The sequence below is a fragment of the Streptomyces sp. NPDC005863 genome, from assembly GCF_042871345.1.
Taxonomy (GTDB): Bacteria; Actinomycetota; Actinomycetes; order Streptomycetales; family Streptomycetaceae; genus Streptomyces.
Genome location: NZ_JBIAII010000016.1, coordinates 105,318 through 120,892 on the forward strand (window position 1 = coordinate 105,318; position 15,575 = coordinate 120,892).

Below are 15,575 nucleotides of genomic sequence, written 5' to 3' on the forward strand. Positions count from 1 at the left end.
ACCTCTGCGCGTACGCACGTACGCGCACACGCAACACGACAGACAGGTAGGTCATGGCCGCTAACAACCGCCGCATGTCCGGCAAGAAGGGCGCGCAGGTCGGCAGCGGCGGCAATCGGCGCCGCGGCCTCGAGGGCAAGGGCCCGACGCCGCCCGCCGAGGCGCGCAAGGGGCATGTGAAGAACCGCATCGCCAACGCCAAGGCCAAGAAGACCGCGGGTGGCCGCCGTCCCGCCACGCTCAAGGGGCGCGGCGGCAAGGGCACGTCCGAGATGGTCGTCGGCCGCAACCCGGTCTTCGAGGCGCTGCGCGACGGCGTGCCCGCCTCCACGCTCTACGTCCAGCAGTTCATCGACAACGACGAGCGGGTCCGCGAGGCGCTCCAGCTCGCGGCCGAGCGCGGCGGCATCCACCTCATGGAGGCCCCCCGCCCGGAGCTGGACCGCATGACGAACGGCCTCAACCACCAGGGCCTCGTCCTGCAGGTCCCGCCGTACGAGTACGCGCACGCCGAGGACCTCGCCGCCGCCGCGTACGACGAGGGCCAGGACCCGCTGATCGTCGCGCTCGACGGCGTGACCGACCCGCGCAACCTCGGCGCCGTCGTCCGCTCCGTCTCCGCCTTCGGCGGGCACGGCGTCCTCGTCCCCGAGCGGCGCGCCGCCGGCATGACGGCCGGCGCGTGGAAGTCGTCCGCGGGCACCGCCGCCCGTACCCCGGTCGCGCGCTGCACCAACCTGACGCGCGCCCTGGAGGCGTACAAGAAGGCGGGCGTCGCCGTCGTCGGCCTGGCCGCCGACGGTGAGCACGAGGTCGGCGACCTGGAGGCGCTCAGCGGCCCGGTCGTCGTGGTCGTCGGCAGCGAGGGCAAGGGCCTGTCCCGCCTCGTCGGCGAGACCTGCGACTTCCGGGTGCGGATTCCGATGCCGGGTGGCGCGGAGTCCCTGAACGCCGGTGTGGCCGCGGGCATCGTGCTCTACGAGGCCTCGCGCCGCCGCGCCTGATCCACCGGCGATGTCCGGGCCGCGGTGATCTCTTGACGCGGCCCGGACATTTCCCCATGGTCAAGGCAGTGTCCTAAACACACATCACTCGGTTAGATGAGTGTGGACACCAGAACACCCCGCACTCCCACGGGGGGAAGCTCGTCAGGTTTCGACGATGCTCCCGCGCTGAGCATGGTGAAGGTGCCGAGCGACCCGGCGCAGGTCATCGTCAATCACGCGAGTTTCCGCGTGCAGCTTCCCGCCGCTGGGCGCACTCAATCCCCGCGCATCTCACGGCACTTGGGCACCCCCGACGAGACGGTGCGGATCCCCGCCGTCGGGGCGGCCGCCAGGCGTCGCGCGCCCGTCGTCTGGAGCGGGAAGTCCGATCCGGACGACACCGGCGCGATCAGACTGCTGCAGGCCGTCCGAGGCAACAGCGTGCGCCGTTCGGCCGAAGAGACAGGGCCCTACCAAGAGGCCGGAGCCACGCAGGTCATCCCGCGCGTCGACCTCGACGACGGCCCCGAGACCGCCGAGACGCCCGCCGTCATCGGACCGCGCACCCCCGAATCAGGGACCCGGCTGCTGCCCCAGATGCGGCCGTCGGGCAGCGACTACGACGAACGGTTCGCCCAGGAGGGCGAGGACACCGACGCGTACGGATACGGATACGACGACGCGGAGGGCGGCCCGGACCGGGTCCGGCGGCACGGCTCGGACCCCGTCCGGCACGCCTACTACCCCGGCCGCCGCATGAACCTCGGCGTCGTCCTGCTCCCGCTGCGCGTCTTCCTCGGCTTCATCTCCACCTACGCTGGCATGGGCAAGCTCTGCGACCCCGTCTACTTCGACGGCGGCCAACGCGGCTCCATGGTCAAGTGGCTCACCTCGCTGCACCCCTGGGCGCTCGCCGAGCCACTGCGCGACTTCGCCCTCCAGCACCCGGTGGGCGCCGGCCTCTCCATCGCCTTCCTCCAGGTCGTCGTCGGCGTCCTGACGGTCCTCGGGCTCTGGCAGCGCGTCGCCGCCTCGATCGGCGTGCTGCTGTCGGCGGCGCTCATCGTCACGGTGAGCTGGAAGACCGTCCCCGCCTACGACGCGCCGGACATCATCTACCTCGCCGCCTGGTCGCCGCTGATCATCGCGGGCGCCCCCGTCTACTCCGTGGACGGACGCCTCGCGGGCGAGGCCTGGCGCACGCTCGGTCCGCGCGTCGACATCTGGGACCTGCGGCGGCGCGTGCTGCGCCGCGGCGCCCTGGTCGGGGCGGTCGTGGTCGGCCTCACGCTGCTCATCGGCTCGATGCTGGGCGGCGCGGTGCGGGACGCGGACCGTGTCACGGCGCCTGGCCCCGGCGAGGCCCCGCGCAACGAACTGCCCGGCTCCCCGCTCCCCGGTGACCCCGCGAAGAAGCGGCACCACCGCCAGTCGCAGAGCCCCACGGCCTCGACGGGCGCCCCCACGCAGGGCAGTTCGGCGAGTCCCACGCAGGGCGGCGCGGCGACGCCGGGCGCGGCCCGCTCCCGCGACACGGGCACGATCGGCTCCACGCAGCCGAGCCAGACCCGGGGCAGCGGCACGTCCGGCGGCCAGGCCCCGCCGCAGCAGTCGGCGCCGCAGCAGCCGTCGGCCACGACCGCGGGCCCGTCGACGACCGGCGGTTCCGGCGCCGCGGGCGGCACGGGTGGTGGCGCGGGGACGTCGGGCGGCACCGGCGGGGGCGACGAGCCCGGCGGGCTGCTGGGCGGCGTGCTCGGCCGCTGACCCGCTCCCCCTCCCGCAGAACGCACGGGGCCCCGCACAGCAGGTGTGCGGGGCCCCGTCGGCGTACCAGGAGGAAGGGCCGTACGAGTGGAGAGGTCCTCAACGGGCCTGTGCGGAGAGCTCCTTGGCGGCCTCGGTGAGGTCCTTGGCGGTGTCGATCGCGCGCCAGTAGGCGCCCTGCGGCAGCGGGAAGCCGGCCAGCCGCTTGGCGCGGGCGAGCCGCGGGAACGTGGTCCGCTCGTGGTCGCCGAGGTCCGGCAGGAGTCCGGTGAACGCGGCCGAGAAGACGTACACGCCCGCGTTGATGAGGTACGGGGACGGCGGGGCCTCGATGAAGTCCGTGATGTGGCCGAACGCGTCCGTCTCGACGGCGCCCCACGGGATGCGGGGGCGGGCCAGGGCGAGGGTCGCGGTGGCGTCGCGCTCGGCGTGGAAGGCCGCCATGTCGCGCAGCGAGAACCGGGTCCAGATGTCGCCGTTCGTCGCGTACCAGGGCTGGTCCGCGTGCGGCAGGTGGCGGGCGGCGTACTTGAGGCCGCCGCCGCGGCCGAGGGGCTCCTTCTCGACGACCGTCGTGACGTTCAGCGGCAGGTCGGCGGAGTCCAGCCACTCCTGGAGGACCTCGGCGAGATGGCCGCAGGAGACGACGGCGTCCGTGACGCCCTCCTCGGCGAGCCAGGCAAGCTGATGGCCGATGATCGGGGTCCCCGTGCCGGGGATCTCGACCATCGGCTTGGGTCGGTCGTCGGTGTACGGACGGAGGCGGGAGCCTTGGCCTCCGGCGAGGATCACGGCTTGCCGGGGCGGCGGGTCAGCAGTCATGCACTGCACGATAAGCGGACGCAGTACGGCTGTGTCCCGGGCCCCGGCGCGGAGTCATGCGTGGGCGCGTGCGCGGGCTTGCGTACGGGCGCGTGCGCGGGTGTCTGCGGGGACGCGGGCCCGGGTCTGTGCCGGTGGCTCTGCCCGGGTCCTCGTCCTCGCTCTCGCGCTCGCGCTCGCCCTCGCTCTCACCCGCGGCTGTGGCTGCGGGTGCCGGGTGTCTCAAGAGGCGTACCGGGCCACGCCCGTGGCGTACGACGTGTCGCAGACGGGCCTGGCGTACGACTGGGCGCGGCTCGGGCCGTACACCCGCACGGCGGCACGGCCGAGCGCGCGGGCGATCGCGGCGCAGTGCCGGGCGAGCGAGGGATGGCGGTTCACCTCCTGCTGGAGGTGGGTGAGGGCGACGCCCGGGTTCTTCTCCTGGAGCTCCAGGAGGAGCCGGTCGCGCACAATGTCCTGCGGGGCGCGCGACTTGGCGGGCTTGGAGAGGTTGTCGGCGGATGCGGTGAGCATCGAGTCCGAGGAGTCCCCCGACCAGTTGACGCTGGTGACCGCGAGGGTCCCGGAAAGCACCAGCATCACGGGCAGGACGAGGGCGAGCGTGCGGCCGATGCGGCGGGCGGGGCCCCGGTGGGCTCGGCGCGGCTTCTGGGTGTAGTTGGCGGAGTGCGTCACGCGAGTGAGCGTAGCGCTAGGTGATGATTTGGCGACATTTAGTCACTCGGTCGAGCGACACGGAATCAGGTTTTTCTGGAGCGGCGTTGACGGGGCCGCGGCGAAATGACCGATGTGCCGGGGTATTTGTCGACAACGTGGCCGAACGCGCAGGGCCCCGCACCGAAGTGCGGGGCCCTGCGCGTCGCTGGTGAGCGGGGTTCGCCCGGGATTCGCCCGGGGTTCGCTCGGGGTCAGTCGCTGAGGCGCTCGCCCGTCGAGGTGGAGAACACGTGGGTCTCACCCGGACGCGGTACGACGTGGAGCTGGGCGCCCTTCTCCGGCACGCGGCGGCCGTTCACGCGGACCACGAGGTCCTTGTGCTCGCCGGCGACCTCCGCGGAGCCGTAGACGTACCCGTCGGCGCCGAGCTCCTCGACGACGTTCACGGAGACGGCGAGGCCGGCCGGGGCGTCGGCGGTCTCCTTGGAGAGCGTCTTGGCGGTGGTGCCGTCCTGCTCGACGATGTCGAAGTGCTCCGGGCGGACGCCGACGGTGACGGTGCGGTCGCCGCGGTCGGCGGCGGCGCTGAGCGCCTCCCGATTCACCGGCACGACACTGTTGCCGAACTTCACGCCGCCGTCGGTGATCGGGACCTCGACGAGGTTCATGGCCGGGGAGCCGATGAAGCCGGCGACGAAGAGGTTGGCCGGGCGGTCGTACATGTTGCGGGGGCTGTCCACCTGCTGCAGCAGCCCGTCCTTGAGCACGGCCACGCGGTCGCCCATGGTCATGGCCTCGACCTGGTCGTGGGTGACGTACACGGTGGTGATGCCGAGGCGGCGCTGGAGGCTGGCGATCTGCGTACGCGTCGAGACGCGCAGCTTGGCGTCGAGGTTGGAGAGCGGCTCGTCCATGAGGAAGACCTGCGGCTCACGCACGATGGCACGGCCCATGGCGACACGCTGGCGCTGACCACCGGAGAGCGCCTTGGGCTTGCGGCCCAGGTACTCGGTGAGGTCGAGGATCTTCGCGGCGTCCTCGACCTTCTGGCGGATCTCGGCCTTGTTGACGCCGGCGATCTTCAGGGCGAAGCCCATGTTGTCGGCGACGGTCATGTGCGGGTAGAGCGCGTAGTTCTGGAACACCATGGCGATGTCCCGGTCCTTCGGCGGCAGGTGCGTGACGTCGCGGTCACCGATGCGGATGGCGCCGGCGTTCACGTCCTCGAGCCCCGCGAGCATCCGGAGCGAGGTGGACTTGCCGCAGCCGGACGGGCCGACGAGTACGAGGAACTCGCCGTCCTCGATCTCGATGTCGAGGCCGTCGACGGCGGGCTTGTCGCCACCCGGGTAGATGCGGGTCGCCTTGTCGAACGAAACAGTGGCCATGGTGAGGGCCCCCTTCACCGGCAGGAACGTGCCGGACGATCCGTTGTAGAGAGGGAGTGGTGTAGTCCACCTGAGTGAACTGCTCGTGACCGTATACCGGAGCCCCGCGGTCTGTCAGCAGTCGCGGCTGGACGACCTTCGCCCTTCGAGGAAATTTTCGACGGGCGTACGGGCGGGGTTGGTTACACTGCGGGGGCGCGATCCGCGAGGACCGTGTGTGCCTCCTTAGCTCAGATGGCCAGAGCAACGCACTTGTAATGCGTAGGTCGTCGGTTCGAATCCGACAGGGGGCTCCATTTTTTCTCCCTCTCGCCGGGCTTCGGCGCCCCCTTGGCGCGCGGGGATGCGCAGGCGCTGCACGGATGGCGCGGTCGCGGGGTAGGCGTCGGGCATGGACAGATGGTCTGTGATCAAGCTTGTGCCGGTGTCGTGGCGGGAGCGGCGCGGGGCGCTCTGGGGTGTGGTGATCGCCGTCTGGGTGGTGCTCTACGGGGCACTCGGCCTGTTCTGGCACTTCGTGCTGGACCACTCCTGGACGGACGCTCTGGTGTTCACCGTGGTGCTGTTGGTGGTCAACGGGGTCTTTCAGTGGTGGGCCCTGGCCCACCGACAGCGCTCACGTCGCCGCGCCGGATGACCTCTGGTCGCCTCGGCCCGCGCCCGGCGCCGCCTCACCGGAGGTCGCACGGGTCCTCGCCCGGGGGGATCGGCTTGGTGTCGGCCACCAGGCAGGAGGAGTAGACGCGGGACGGCGCGGGCTGCGGCTCGGGGTCCGGCTCCGCTCCCGCCGCGACGCCCGCGGCCACCCCGGCGGCGGCGCAGAGGAGGCCCGCCGACAGGGCGAGTCGGGCGCGGCGGCTCACCGGGCGTCCTGGAGGTGGTCGCGGAGCTCTTCGTCGCAGTTGGCCTCCCCGGCCGTCCGGATGTCCGAAATGGCCAGTAGGGGGTTTTCCTCGCCTCTGGCGGCCTCCCGCTCGGCCTTGGCCAGTTGCGCGTCGATGTCCGCGATCTGCTGGGCGCAGTCGGCGCTGACGGACTTCTCGGGGTGTGGATCCGGTGTGGTGGAGGCGTTCAGTCCGGCGGTGGCGGCGAGGCCACCCGCACACAGGACCGTCCACGCGACGACCCACGTGCGACGGCTCGTTCGTATTCGGGCGGGCATGCGGGCATCTTACGAGCGAACGGCCGGTGCCGGCAGTCCCGTTGGGCCCCCGCGCCCAGCGGTCAGTGCCGCCCCGCCACCCGGTTCGCCCACTGGGCCAGGCGGGAGGAGTCGGTGGTGTGGGTGGTCTGTTCGCGGCGGTCGGCGGCGTTGTACGTGGCGTACATGCCGTGTACGCCGAGCCAGCGGAACGGTTCCGGTTCCCACTTGCGGACCTTGTGGTTCACCCACGGGAGCGTGGTGAGGTCCGTGGGGCCCGCCTGGCCCGAGTCCTGTTGGACCAGGTCGCGCAGGGTGCGGGCGGCCAGGTTGGCGGTGGCGACGCCCGAGCCGACGTAGCCGCCCGCCCAGCCGAGGCCCGTGGCGCGGTCCAGGGTGACCGTGGCGCACCAGTCGCGCGGGACGCCGAGGACGCCGGACCAGGCGTGTGCCACCCGTACGCCCGCGAGTTGGGGGAAGAAGCGGGTCAGGATGGCGTGCAGGGCCTCGACGGTGGGCTGCTGGGTGCGGCCGTCGTTGTCCGTCTTCGAGCCGTAGCGGTACGGGACGCCGCGGCCGCCGAGCGCGATGCGGCCGTCGGCCGTGCGCTGGGCGTACATGTAGGCGTGGGCCATGTCGCCGAGCGTCTCGCGGCCCGCCCACCCGATCGACTCCCACTGGGAGTCCGACAACGGCTCCGTCGCGATCATGGAGGAGTTCATCGGGAGCCAGGTGCGGCGCTGGCCCTTGAGGGAGGCGGTGAAGCCCTCCGTGCAGCGCAGCACGTACGGGGCGCGGACCGTGCCGTACGGGGTGACGGCGTGCTTCGGCTTGATCTCCGTGACGGGCGTCGACTCGTGGATCGTGACGCCGAGCGCCTCGACGGCCGCCGCCAGGCCCTGGACCAGCTTGACCGGGTGCAGCCGGGCGCCGTGCGGGGTCCAGGTCGAGCCGACCGCGCCCGCCACCCGTACCCGCTCGGCCGTCTCGCGGGCGCCGTGCAGGGTGCGGTCCTTCTCCCCGTACGAGAGTTCGCTCGCGTGGAAGGCCTTCAGGCGGGCCAACTGGGCCGGGGTGTACGCCACTTCGAGTACGCCGCCGTGGTGGACGTCGGCGTCGATGGACTCCTCGGCGGCGGCCCGGATCACCTCGTCGACGGTGTCGTTCATCGCCCGCTGGAGGCGGACCGCGGCCTCGTGGCCGTGCAGCTTGGCGTAGCGGTCACGGCCCGCGATGCCGTTGTAGAGCCAGCCGCCGTTGCGGCCGGAGGCGCCGTAACCGCAGAACTTCTGCTCCAGGACGGTCACGCGCAGGAAGGGCGCGGCCTTCTTCAGGTAGTACGCGGTCCACAGGCCGGTGTAGCCGCCGCCGACGACGCAGACGTCCGCCGTCGCGTCGGAGGTCAGGGGCTCGCGGACGGGGGGCAGGCCCTGGTCGGCGTACCAGAACGATATGCCGCCGTTGACGGTGCCGGTGCCGGTGCCGGTGCCGGTGCCGGTGCCGGTGCCGGTCCCGGTGCCGGACCCATGGGACGTGTTGTTCGCGCTGCTCATGGGCGGACGTTACTGCGCAGGTGGGGGCCGTGTGCAGGGGGTGGGGCCTTGGTCCTTGGGGGCGGGTCCTTCGGCAGGTGGGACGCGGGATAGATTCCGATACTTTGAGCGGTACGGGTCGAACTTCTGGAGGATTCCACTCATGGCGGTACACAAGGCCGGACGCAGGGCCGGGCGCGTCACCGCCGCGGTGGCAGCGGCGGCGCTGATCGGGGTGGCCGCGTCCGCCTGTGGCCCCGACGACGGCAACGACAGCGGCAAGGGCGGCGGCAAGAGCGCCGGCGCCGACGAGAAGCCCGCAGCGTCCTCCGACGGCCCGTCCGACGACTCGTCCGACGGCCCGTCCGGCAAGCGGTCCCCGGAGGCCGGGGCCGACGCCGACACGCCGGACGCCGAGGCGCCCCCGGCGGCCAGTTCCCGACTCGCCGACGTGCCCGCCTCGGTGAAGGGCGGCGTGATCACGGTCGGCGATCCGAAGGCCGGGCATACGGTCAAGGTGTACGAGGACCCGCGCTGCCCGTTCTGCAAGAGGTTCGAGGACGGCGGGGCGCAGGCGCTGGTGAAGCCGGTCGCCGACGGCAAGGTCAAGGTCGAGTACACGATCGCGTCGTTCCTCGACAACAACCTCGGCGGCAGCGGCTCGGTGAACGCGGCGAACGCGCTGCGGGCGTCCGTGGAGGCGGGCAAATTCCCGCAGTTCCACGCGGCGGTCTTCGCCAACCAGGCGGAGGAGGAGACCGAGGACGCCTACACCCCGGCGTTCCTGCTGAGGATCGCCGACAAGATCGAGGGCCTGCGCGGCGGCGCCTTCGACAAGGCGGTCACCAACGGGACGTACAAGAAGTGGGTCGGTGAGGCGATGGAGGCCTTCAGCGCCGACGGAATCCAGGGCACGCCGACCGTCTTCATCGACGGCAAGAAGGCCGGGGGCGGCGGCAACGCGCTGTACGAGCAGGCGGCGTTCGCGAAGGAGCTCAGGGCGGCGGGGATCTCCTGACGGGAGGCGGTGGTGGCGGCGCGGCCGGTGCGGCCGGTGCGGCCGGCGCGGCGGGCGCGGCTGGTGCGGCGCCCCGGGTGAGCGGGTAGCAGGCCAGGCCGACCAGGACCGACGTGAAGTGGCCCAGGTCGGTGAAGGTCCTGCCGGTGATCAGCGGGGCGCCGTACACCGCGAGGACGATCAGGAGGTACGCGTACCGCCACGGCCGCGGGATCCGGTACGTGAGCACGGCGACCACGCCCGCGAGCGCGTAACTCACGCCCACGTCCAGGGTGTTGACCGAGGTGCGCGGGGCGGCGCCGTGGTGGATCGCGAGCGCGAGGACGCCCTCGCTGATGAGGGTGGCGAGGACGTGGGAGAGCGCGGCCACCACCAGCCAGCGGCGGGTGCCGAGCCAGTGCTCGGCGCTCGCGTGGAACACGGTGTAGAGCACGGCGTACGGCAGCCAGCTCCCGCCGTCGATCCAGAACGCGCTGGAGATCAGCACCCGCACGGGGTTGTGCGACAGCTCATGGATGTTCGTGGAGTGCTGGCGCAGGAAGGCGTCCTCGAACTCCGGCGACATGTGATGCATGGCGACGGTCGTCACGAAGAGGGTGGTCAGCCAGATGTACGTGCCCGGGGCGGTGCGGATGTAGGTGGCGACGCGGGAGGCGAGGGCGGTGGCGGCCGCTCCGGGGGTGGCGCGGGTGCGGGTGGGTCGGCCTGTTCGGGTGCGGGTGCGGGCGGTAGCGAATCGGGCCGTGGCGATCCGGGCGGTGGCGCGTTTGGCGGCCCGCGCGGGTCCGGTCACGTCCCGCCCCAAAATCCTCATGCGGCGATTCACGCACGCCGGTAGGGTCCGGGCCGTGATCGACATTCGCGTTCCGGACGGGTTGGTCGCGTCGCAGCACATGTACGCGGGGGAGGCGGGCCGCGCCTTCGTCGCCGGGCTGCCCGCGCGCGTACGGGAGTTCGTCGAGCGGTGGGAGCTGACCCCCGACGGCGAGCCGATGCACGGCATGGCCGCGCTCGTGCTGCCCGTGGTGCGCGCCGACGGCACGCCCGCCGTGGTCAAGTTCCAGGTCCTGGACGAGGAGACCGAGGGCGAGCCGGTCGCGCTGCGGGTGTGGGGCGGCGACGGGGCGGTGCGGCTCCTCGACCATGACGCAGCCACCGGCACCATGCTGCTCGAACGCCTCGACGCCGGGCGGATGTTGTCGACGATGACGGACACCCGTAAGGCCGTACTCGTCATCGCGGAACTCCTCGCCCGGCTGACCGCGGGGCCCGCGCCCGAGGGCATGCGCCGGCTCGGCGACATCGCGGCCGAGATGGTCGACGGGCTGCCGGAGGCGCTGCGGGCGATCGCCGACCCGGCCGAACGCGCGCTCGTCGAGCGGTGCGGGGGCGCGGTGCGCGAGGTCCTGGACGAGCCGGGGGACCGGCTGCTGCACTGGGACCTGCACTTCGAGAACGTCCTCGCGAGCGAGCGCGAACCGTGGCTGGCCATCGATCCGAAGCCGCTCGCGGGCGACCCCGGCTTCGACCTGTGGCCCGCCCTCGACAACAAGTTCGACGCGGACGACGTGGTGTGGCGGTTCGACGCGATGACGGAGGTCCTGGGCCTCGACCGCGAGCGGGCCAGGGCGTGGACGCTCGGCCGCGTCCTGCAGAACTCCCTCTGGGAGGTCGAGGACGGGCGCCCGCTGGTGGCCGACCACATGGAGACCGCGCGGCGGCTGCTGGGGCGGTGAGGGGACGGACGCGGGCGCCGGCTCCGGTGCTGGGGGGCGTTGACCGTGGTGGGGTGGGCGTGGCTTGCTGACCTCATGATTCGTACCGCCACGCCTGCCGATGTCCCCGGCATCCACACCCTGGTCCGCGACCTCGCCGCCTACGAGAAGGCGCTCGACGAGGTGCGGGCCTCCGAGGAGCAGCTGCGCGAGGCGCTCTTCGGGGAGCGCCCGGCCGCGTTCGCGCACGTCGCGCAGGACGACGCGTCCGGCGAGGTCGTCGGCTTCGCGCTGTGGTTCCTGAACTTCTCCACCTGGCGCGGGGTGCACGGGATCTACCTGGAGGACCTGTACGTACGCCCCGAGGCGCGCGGCGGCGGCCACGGTAAGGCGCTGCTCGCCGAGCTCGCGCGGATCTGTGTGGCCCGCGGCTACGAGCGGCTCGAATGGTCCGTCCTGAACTGGAACGAGCCGTCCATCAACTTCTACAAGTCGCTCGGCGCGCTGCCGCAGGACGGGTGGAGCGTCTATCGGCTGACGGACGGGGCATTGGGGGATGTGGCTTCGCTGGCCGGGCGGGCCTAGACCCGTCTAGACGGGCCTAGGCGGGACTAGGCGGTCTAGACGGGCCCAGGCGGGCCTAGCGGGGCATTCTCATCAAGAGATTCCGTTGCGCAAAGAAGATCATTGCGTGTGCGGAGGGCCCGCTGGTAGCGTCCCGCGTGCAATGACCAAGCAATTGCGGGAAGTTGGGGGAACGACTTCGTGAACATGCGCAATAAAGGGATATCCGTGGCGATTGCCTGCGCCTTGACCGGGGTAGCGGGTAACACGGCGTACGCGTCTTCGGCGCACGGTGAAGGAAATGCGGAGGCCACCCCGTCGGCCTCGTCGGCGGCGACTCGTCAGGCGCTTGGCGCGGACGAGATCTGCGCGGTCCTGGGAATCGGCAGCGGGGCGGCGGGCCTTGCCAAGGCGCTGGCCAAGGGGGCATCGTGGGTGGGCATCGGCGCCAGCGTCGGGTGCTACGCCTATACGAAGGCCAAGGAAGCGACGCCTGCGCAGAAGCGTGCGGCCATGATCAAGTCGTACAAGAAGTACCAGGCCATGAGCGATCTCAAGAAGCTTGATGCCCTCGGCTATTACTGCCGGAAGCAGAGCGGCGGCGGTGGTGGTGGAACCGATGTCGCCCCGATGAACACGACCGTAGGGGTGATGGCGGGGTGGCGGACCATCAAAATGAAGGGCGTCACGTACAAGTGCACGGCCAGCAGGGACTGATGACGCGCCGCGGCCCCGGATACGGGGCCGGATATGGGGAGCGCTTTCTGCTCTCCCTGGCATTGGTCGTGGTGAGCCTGCTGTGGATGACGCGGGACATGGCCCAGTGGGCGACCGTGTTGTGTGCCGTCGGTGCGGGGATCGGAGTGGTGGGAATGCTCTATTTCGGCCGGGGGTATGTGCGGGTGCGCGGGAATTCCCGATAGGGGTTATCAATCACTAACGGTTCAGCCGGCTCTCTTCCGTGCTGGGTTGAATTCGTGTGCGCTGAATCGGCAGGCGCCCGCACCACCTCGGGATGAGGTTCGGTGCGGGCGTCTTGCGTTCTGGTGCGTGGCGCGCGGTGCGTGGTGCGCGGGCGTGGCGCGGGGCGCGCGGGCGTGGCGCGGGGTGCGTTGCGTACGGGGCCCGCGGCCGTCCCCGCTTCAACCCGACGTCGGCCTGAGGTGCAGGCGCGACTCGGTCAGCGCGAGCGTCACCGCCTCCAGCGCGCTGTTGAACGAGACCTCGGAGAGCAGGCCCGGCGCCGCGACCTGGTCGCCCGCGAGGTAGACGCCGTCGCCGCGGTCGATCGCGGGGCGGTCCCGCCAGGTGGTGCCGGGGTGGTCCAGCGCGCCGGTGCGGCCGTTCGCGACCGAGGCGCGGCGCCACGTCAGCCGCTCGCGCCAGCCCGGGTACCCGAGGTCGAGCAGGTGCTCGGCGCGGGCCACGCCGTCCGCCTTGGTCTCGTCGGGGGAGAGCGGGATCTGCGCCTGGACGAGTTGTTCGCCGTCGGGGGCGAGGGCGCGGTCCTGTGCGGTGAAACGTTCGACCCAGCCCGTACGGTCCAGGTCGGACACGACGAAGGCGTCGCCCCTGCGGGAGCGGAACGCCACGTCGACGAGGGTGGTGCGGCCGCTCGGCCAGCGCAGGGACTCGTCGTCGAGGAGGCGGCGGGCCGACTCCAGTGAGGTGGCGACGACGACCGGACCGGTCCGGGTGGGTCCCGCCAGGCTGTCGACGCGGTCCACGGTCTCCGTGCGTACGCCCATGTTCCAGGCGAGCGCGGCCATGCGGTCGATGACCGAGCCCCAGCCGCCGCGCGGGTAGTGCGCCTCCGGGGGCAGTTTGGTGGCGCGGCGCAGGCGTTCGTGCACGAAGCGGGCGGAGAGGGAACCGGGGTCGTGGTGGAACGTCGCCACGGCGGCGTAGTGCGCGGCTGCGCGTGTGCCCTCCTCGCCGACCTGTGCGGTCGCCCAGGTCGTGAAGTCCTGCTCCACCGGGGCGTGTTCGGCCTTGCGGCGCAGGAGCTTGAGCATGGCGAGGGGCGGGACGCGGCGCAGCTCGCCGTGGTGGAGGAGGCGCAGGCGGGCGCCTTCGAGGGGTGGGAGGGGGGCGAGGGGGCCGATGAGGTCGCGCTGCTTGAGCCAGGCCCAGTGGGGGCCGCCGTTGTAGAGGGCGTGCGGTCCGTCGTTCGTCTTGTACGTGCCTTCGGAGGTGCGGGCGCGGCCGCCGAGGGTGTGGTGGGCCTCGCGGAGGGTGACGCGGGCGCCGGCCTCGGCGGCGGTGATGGCGGCGGTGAGGCCGGCGAAGCCGCCGCCGATGACGGTGAGGTGGGTGGCGTCGGCGCGGGGCGCGGGGGTGCGGGTGGCTGTGTGGGGGTGGGTGTTGGTGGCTTTGTGGGGGTGGGCCGGGGTGTCGGGCATGGGATGGGCTCCCTCGGGGTGCTTGGGCTTCACCTCTTGGACGGTCGGGGGTGGGCGGGATGTGACATCGGGTGGGGGGAGGTGGCTTGGGGTGGGTGGCGGTGGTGGGGTGGTGCGGTGGTGGGGGCGGGGATTGTCGGTGGCGGCGTGCACGATGGGGGGATGGTGCGGAAGAGAGTTCAGGCGGGTGCGGGGGCGGGTGCGGGTGCGGGTGCCGGGGGCGGGGGCGTGGTCAAGGCTGCTCGGCGGGCCGAGGTGCGGTTGCCTGCGCTGATGCCTTTTGCGGGGCGGGAGTTGGAGCCCGACGGGGATTACGACGGGGTCGAGTTCCGTGGCCTCGACCTCGGGGGGCAGGACGGGGGCGGCGCGCTGTTCATGGACTCCGCGGTGACGGGGTGCACGGTGGACGAGACCCGGCTGACGCGGGCGCGGTTCGTCGACTCCGTGCTGACGGAGTTGCGGGGGGTGGGGACGGATCTGGTGGAGGCGTCGCTGCGGGACGTGGAGGTGGTCGACGCGCGGCTCGGGGGCGTGCAGGTGCACGGGGGCGTGCTGGAGCGGGTGGTGGTGCGGGGCGGGAAGATCGACTACCTGAACCTGCGGAAGGCGCGGTTGCGGGACGTGATCTTCGAGGAGTGCGTGCTGGTGGAGCCGGACTTCGGGGAGGCGACGTTGGAGCGGGTGGAGTTTCGGGGGTGTGTGGTGCGGGGGGTCGACTTCACGCGGGTGCGGATGCGGGATGTGGACTTCCGGGAGGCGGCGGAGCTGGGGATCGCGCGGGGGATCGAGAGCATGGCGGGGGCGGTGATCAGTCCGGTGCAGCTGATGGAGCTGGCGCCGGTGTTTGCGGGGCAGGTGGGGGTTCGGGTGGCGTGATTTTTTCTGGCGGGGGCGCCTTGGGCGGGGGCTGCGCCTGGGCTGGGGTCTGCGCCTGCTGTTCGTTTGTGGGTGCGGGGCCGCGGGGGTATGTGCGTACTCGCTATCCACTGTTCGCCACGCCTGACGGATGGCGGGGCTATTGCGTGCTCGGTGCTCCGTGCGCACATACCCCCACGTCCCCTCCCGTCTCGTACACGGCTGCGGCCCGGTGGGGCAGCTCCCTATGCCTGCGGCCGGTTGAAGGCCGCGGGGTCGGTGGACGGCCATCGCCCCCGCTGGCAGTGGGCTACGCCCGCGGCGCCCTGGCGCCAGCCAGGCCCCTGTGGCGGGGTGGACCCGCCCACCCGCCCCGACCTCAGCCGCACGTCGCGGGGTGGACCCGCCTGCCCACCGCTACTCCCACAGCAGGTCGCGGGGCACACCCACCCGTTCACCCCCGCGCCGGCCGGCCACACATCGCAGGTAAGCCCACCCACCCGCCCCACACCGGCCGCACGTGGGTAAGCCCACCCATCCGCCTCCACGTCGGCCGCACGTTGCGGGGTAAGCCCACCTGCCCTTACTCCCGCCGCAGGCGCGGGCGTACCCACCCACCCCCATCCCAGACGCACGTCACGGTGTGAACCCACCCGCCCCACACCGGCAACACGGCGCGGGGTAAGCCCTCCCGCCCCGACCTCAGCCGAACGTTGCGGGGTGCA

16 protein-coding genes and 1 tRNA gene are annotated in these 15,575 nt (G+C 72.2%); 9 read left to right on the top strand and 8 right to left on the bottom strand.

The annotated features are described in order from the left end of the window. Positions 1 to 53 precede the first annotated feature (53 nt). Both rlmB and ACFYO9_RS36305 read left to right on the top strand, forming a co-directional pair. A complete protein-coding gene (gene rlmB, locus ACFYO9_RS36300; RefSeq protein WP_355819188.1) occupies positions 54 to 1,004 on the top strand; it encodes a 23S rRNA (guanosine(2251)-2'-O)-methyltransferase RlmB in 951 nt (316 codons plus the stop codon). Between the two features lie 96 nt (positions 1,005 to 1,100). Further along, positions 1,101 to 2,753, top strand: coding sequence for a DoxX family membrane protein (locus ACFYO9_RS36305; RefSeq protein ID WP_358777802.1), 1,653 nt, complete (start codon positions 1,101 to 1,103; stop codon positions 2,751 to 2,753). Between the two features lie 99 nt (positions 2,754 to 2,852). On the opposite strand, the gene ACFYO9_RS36310 is transcribed toward ACFYO9_RS36305, so the two are convergent. The 3 genes from ACFYO9_RS36310 to ACFYO9_RS36320 form a co-directional block, all read right to left on the bottom strand. Continuing rightward, complete coding sequence (locus tag ACFYO9_RS36310; RefSeq protein WP_358777801.1) at positions 2,853 to 3,575, bottom strand: nucleotidyltransferase family protein; 723 nt, start codon at positions 3,573 to 3,575, stop codon at positions 2,853 to 2,855. A 222-nt stretch (positions 3,576 to 3,797) separates the two neighbouring features. Continuing rightward, positions 3,798 to 4,253 carry a hypothetical protein gene (locus tag ACFYO9_RS36315; protein WP_355819179.1) on the bottom strand — a complete coding sequence of 152 codons (456 nt, stop codon included), beginning with the start codon at positions 4,251 to 4,253 and terminating at the stop codon, positions 3,798 to 3,800. A gap of 233 nt (positions 4,254 to 4,486) precedes the next feature. Further along, positions 4,487 to 5,623: a sn-glycerol-3-phosphate ABC transporter ATP-binding protein UgpC gene (locus tag ACFYO9_RS36320; protein ID WP_358712291.1), complete on the bottom strand. Its 1,137-nt coding sequence runs from the start codon at positions 5,621 to 5,623 to the stop codon at positions 4,487 to 4,489. A gap of 219 nt (positions 5,624 to 5,842) precedes the next feature. Here ACFYO9_RS36320 and ACFYO9_RS36325 point away from each other — a divergent pair. Together ACFYO9_RS36325 and ACFYO9_RS36330 are read left to right on the top strand one after the other, a co-directional pair. Further along, a tRNA-Thr gene (locus tag ACFYO9_RS36325) sits at positions 5,843 to 5,919 on the top strand. Between the two features lie 110 nt (positions 5,920 to 6,029). Further along, positions 6,030 to 6,260 (top strand): hypothetical protein, encoded by a 231-nt coding sequence (locus ACFYO9_RS36330; RefSeq protein ID WP_358777800.1) that lies wholly within the window; start codon positions 6,030 to 6,032, stop codon positions 6,258 to 6,260. A 34-nt stretch (positions 6,261 to 6,294) separates the two neighbouring features. Here the strand turns inward: ACFYO9_RS36330 and ACFYO9_RS36335 are convergent, their stop codons facing one another. The 3 genes from ACFYO9_RS36335 to ACFYO9_RS36345 all read right to left on the bottom strand — a co-directional run bounded on the left by ACFYO9_RS36335 (position 6,295) and on the right by ACFYO9_RS36345 (position 8,317). Beyond that, complete coding sequence (locus tag ACFYO9_RS36335) at positions 6,295 to 6,486, bottom strand: hypothetical protein (RefSeq protein ID WP_358712287.1); 192 nt, start codon at positions 6,484 to 6,486, stop codon at positions 6,295 to 6,297. After that, entirely contained in the window at positions 6,483 to 6,785 is a 303-nt protein-coding gene (locus ACFYO9_RS36340) for a hypothetical protein (protein WP_358777799.1), read from the bottom strand. Before ACFYO9_RS36340 ends, ACFYO9_RS36335 begins: the two co-directional genes overlap by 4 nt. 62 nt (positions 6,786 to 6,847) lie before the next feature. After that, complete coding sequence (locus tag ACFYO9_RS36345) at positions 6,848 to 8,317, bottom strand: FAD-dependent oxidoreductase (protein WP_358777798.1); 1,470 nt, start codon at positions 8,315 to 8,317, stop codon at positions 6,848 to 6,850. 142 nt (positions 8,318 to 8,459) lie between these two features. Here ACFYO9_RS36345 and ACFYO9_RS36350 point away from each other — a divergent pair, with 142 nt between their 5' ends. Further along, a complete protein-coding gene (locus ACFYO9_RS36350; protein ID WP_358777797.1) occupies positions 8,460 to 9,314 on the top strand; it encodes a thioredoxin domain-containing protein in 855 nt (284 codons plus the stop codon). Here the strand turns inward: ACFYO9_RS36350 and ACFYO9_RS36355 are convergent. Further along, positions 9,292 to 10,065, bottom strand: a complete 774-nt coding sequence (locus ACFYO9_RS36355) for a rhomboid-like protein (protein WP_388667068.1) — start codon at positions 10,063 to 10,065, stop codon at positions 9,292 to 9,294. The two genes, ACFYO9_RS36350 and ACFYO9_RS36355, sit on opposite strands and share 23 nt — an antisense overlap. 61 nt (positions 10,066 to 10,126) lie before the next feature. Between ACFYO9_RS36355 and ACFYO9_RS36360 the strand changes: the two genes are divergently transcribed. The 3 genes from ACFYO9_RS36360 to ACFYO9_RS36370 all read left to right on the top strand — a co-directional run bounded on the left by ACFYO9_RS36360 (position 10,127) and on the right by ACFYO9_RS36370 (position 12,310). Further along, positions 10,127 to 11,050, top strand: coding sequence for an aminoglycoside phosphotransferase family protein (locus ACFYO9_RS36360; protein WP_388667065.1), 924 nt, complete (start codon positions 10,127 to 10,129; stop codon positions 11,048 to 11,050). Between the two features lie 75 nt (positions 11,051 to 11,125). Beyond that, entirely contained in the window at positions 11,126 to 11,614 is a 489-nt protein-coding gene (locus ACFYO9_RS36365; RefSeq protein WP_358777795.1) for a GNAT family N-acetyltransferase, read from the top strand. Positions 11,615 to 11,800: 186 nt separating this feature from the next. Then, positions 11,801 to 12,310 (top strand): hypothetical protein, encoded by a 510-nt coding sequence (locus ACFYO9_RS36370; protein WP_358712464.1) that lies wholly within the window; start codon positions 11,801 to 11,803, stop codon positions 12,308 to 12,310. Positions 12,311 to 12,735: 425 nt separating this feature from the next. On the opposite strand, the gene ACFYO9_RS36375 is transcribed toward ACFYO9_RS36370, so the two are convergent. Next, positions 12,736 to 13,995 carry an FAD-dependent oxidoreductase gene (locus ACFYO9_RS36375; protein WP_358777794.1) on the bottom strand — a complete coding sequence of 420 codons (1,260 nt, stop codon included), beginning with the start codon at positions 13,993 to 13,995 and terminating at the stop codon, positions 12,736 to 12,738. Between the two features lie 162 nt (positions 13,996 to 14,157). Here ACFYO9_RS36375 and ACFYO9_RS36380 point away from each other — a divergent pair, with 162 nt between their 5' ends. Continuing rightward, the gene (locus ACFYO9_RS36380; RefSeq protein WP_355819151.1) at positions 14,158 to 14,871 is read left to right on the top strand and encodes a pentapeptide repeat-containing protein; all 714 of its coding nucleotides are present in this window, start codon (positions 14,158 to 14,160) and stop codon (positions 14,869 to 14,871) included. Positions 14,872 to 15,575: the final 704 nt, after the last annotated feature.